Source organism: Micromonospora sp. NPDC047187, assembly GCF_040643355.1.
In the GTDB taxonomy this organism is placed as follows: Bacteria; Actinomycetota; Actinomycetes; order Mycobacteriales; family Micromonosporaceae; genus Micromonospora; species Micromonospora salmantinae.
Map to the genome: position 1 here is coordinate 2,538 of NZ_JBEYUF010000054.1, position 2,930 is coordinate 5,467.

2 rRNA genes (1 of these 2 only partly in view) are annotated in these 2,930 nt (G+C 56.3%); both read left to right on the forward strand.

Annotation, left to right across the window (positions count from 1 at the left end):
* A 23S ribosomal RNA gene (locus tag ABZ794_RS33770) occupies positions 1-2,759 on the forward strand; it begins 449 nt to the left of the window's first position.
* A gap of 85 nt (positions 2,760-2,844) precedes the next feature.
* Positions 2,845-2,930, forward strand: a 5S ribosomal RNA gene (gene rrf, locus ABZ794_RS33775); the annotation flags it as partial.

The window sequence follows — 2,930 nt, forward strand, 5'->3', positions numbered from 1 at the left end:
ACTCGAGGAGTTACAAAGTCAGTGGCTAGTCGAACAGTCTGGAATGGCTGACCGTAGACGGTGAGAGTCCGGTAGGTGAAAGTTGCTGACCTTCTGTGGGTGTTCCCGAGTAGCGGCGGACCCCTGAAATCTGCCGTGAATCTGCCAGGACCACCTGGTAAGCCTAAATACTTCCTGGTGACCGATAGCGGACAAGTACCGTGAGGGAATGGTGAAAAGTACCCCGGGAGGGGAGTGAAATAGTACCTGAAACCGTTCGCCTACAATCCGTCGGAGCCTTGCGGGGTGACGGCGTGCCTTTTGAAGAATGAGCCTGCGAGTTAGTGGCATGTGGCGAGGTTAACCCGTGTGGGGGAGCCGTAGCGAAAGCGAGTCTGAATAGGGCGATTCAGTCGCGTGTCCTAGACCCGAAGCGGAGTGATCTAGCCATGGGCAGGCTGAAGCGCGGGTAAGACCGCGTGGAGGGCCGAACCCACCAATGTTGAAAAATTGGGGGATGACCTGTGGTTAGGGGTGAAAGGCCAATCAAACTCCGTGATAGCTGGTTCTCCCCGAAATGCATTTAGGTGCAGCGTCGCGTGTTTCTTGCCGGAGGTAGAGCACTGGATGGTCTAGGGGGCCCACAAGCTTACCGAAATCAGCCAAACTCCGAATGCCGGTAAGTGAGAGCGCGGCAGTGAGACTGCGGGGGATAAGCTTCGTAGTCGAGAGGGAAACAGCCCAGATCACCAGCTAAGGCCCCTAAGCGTGTGCTAAGTGGAAAAGGATGTGGGGTCGCATAGACAACCAGGAGGTTGGCTTAGAAGCAGCCACCCTTTAAAGAGTGCGTAATAGCTCACTGGTCAAGTGGTTCCGCGCCGACAATGTAGCGGGGCTCAAGCACACCGCCGAAGCTGTGGCATTCACATTTTATCCTCGCTTGGACTTGATTCCTTGTGCAGGTGTGTGGATGGGTAGGGGAGCGTCGTGCCGCGAGTGAAGCAGCGGGGTGACCCAGTTGTGGACGCGGCACGAGTGAGAATGCAGGCATGAGTAGCGAAAGAAGGGTGAGAAACCCTTCCGCCGGATGACCAAGGGTTCCAGGGCCAGGCTAATCCGCCCTGGGTGAGTCGGGACCTAAGGCGAGGCCGAGAGGCGTAGTCGATGGACAACGGGTTGATATTCCCGTACCCGCGAAAGAGCGTCCCTGATGAACCTCGTTGTGCTAACCACCCGAACTTGGTGAGGTCTTCGGACTGAGCTGAGGGAGCGTGGGAACCTGATGGGTAGTAGTCAAGCGATGGGGTGACGCAGGAAGGTAGCTGAGCCCGGCCGGTGGTTGTGCCGGGGTAAGCGTGTAGGCCGTGTTGTAGGCAAATCCGCAACACATGAAGGCTGAGACGTGATGCCGAGCCGATTCAGGTGAAGTCAGTGATCCTATGCTGCCGAGAAAAGCCTCTAGCGAGTTCTTAGCGGCCCGTACCCCAAACCGACACAGGTGGTCAGGTAGAGAATACCGAGGCGATCGGGCGAACTGTGGTTAAGGAACTCGGCAAATTGCCCCCGTAACTTAGGGAGAAGGGGGGCCGGAGACGTGAAGCCCCGCGCGGGTGGAGCGTTGTATGGCCGCAGAGAGCAGGGGGAAGCGACTGTTTACTAAAAACACAGGTCCATGCGAAGAAGTAATTCGATGTATATGGACTGACGCCTGCCCGGTGCTGGAACGTTAAGGGGACCTGTTAGCTCTTCGGGGCGAAGCGGAGAACTTAAGCGCCAGTAAACGGCGGTGGTAACTATAACCATCCTAAGGTAGCGAAATTCCTTGTCGGGTAAGTTCCGACCTGCACGAATGGCGTAACGACTTCCCCACTGTCTCAACCACAGGCCCGGCGAAATTGCAGTACGAGTAAAGATGCTCGTTACGCGCGGCAGGACGGAAAGACCCCGGGACCTTTACTATAGCTTGACATTGGTACTCGAATTAGCTTGTGTAGGATAGGTGGGAGCCGGTGAAGTCCATACGCCAGTATGGGTGGAGGCAATCTTGAAATACCACTCTGGTTGATTTGGGTATCTAACTTCGGACCGTTATCCGGTTCAGGGACAGTGTCTGGTGGGTAGTTTAACTGGGGCGGTTGCCTCCTAAAAGGTAACGGAGGCGCCCAAAGGTTCCCTCAGCCTGGTTGGCAATCAGGTGTTGAGTGCAAGTACACAAGGGAGCTTGACTGTGAGACTGACAGGTCGAGCAGGGACGAAAGTCGGGACTAGTGATCCGGCACTTGCGAGTGGAAGCGGTGTCGCTCAACGGATAAAAGGTACCCCGGGGATAACAGGCTGATCTTCCCCAAGAGTCCATATCGACGGGATGGTTTGGCACCTCGATGTCGGCTCGTCGCATCCTGGGGCTGTAGCAGGTCCCAAGGGTTGGGCTGTTCGCCCATTAAAGCGGTACGCGAGCTGGGTTTAGAACGTCGTGAGACAGTTCGGTCCCTATCCGCCGTGCGCGTAGGATACTTGAGAAGGGCTGTCCCTAGTACGAGAGGACCGGGACGGACGAACCTCTGGTGTGCCAGTTGTCCTGCCAAGGGCACGGCTGGTTAGCTACGTTCGGAAGGGATAACCGCTGAAAGCATCTAAGCGGGAAGCCTGCTTCAAGATGAGGTATCCCACCCACTTTGTGGGGTAAGGCCCCCAGCTAGACGACTGGGTTGATAGGCCGGAAATGTAAGCCCGGTAACGGGTTCAGTTGACCGGTACTAATAGGCCGAGGACTTGACTACTAAGCTGCTACGCGTCCACTGTGCAACTCTGAACAAGCGAACACCCGTGATTGTGTGCCGGGGTTGTTTGATATGTTCATAGAGTTACGGCGGTCATGGCGGAGGGGAAACGCCCGGTTACATTCCGAACCCGGAAGCTAAGCCCTCCAGCGCCGATGGTACTGCACTCGT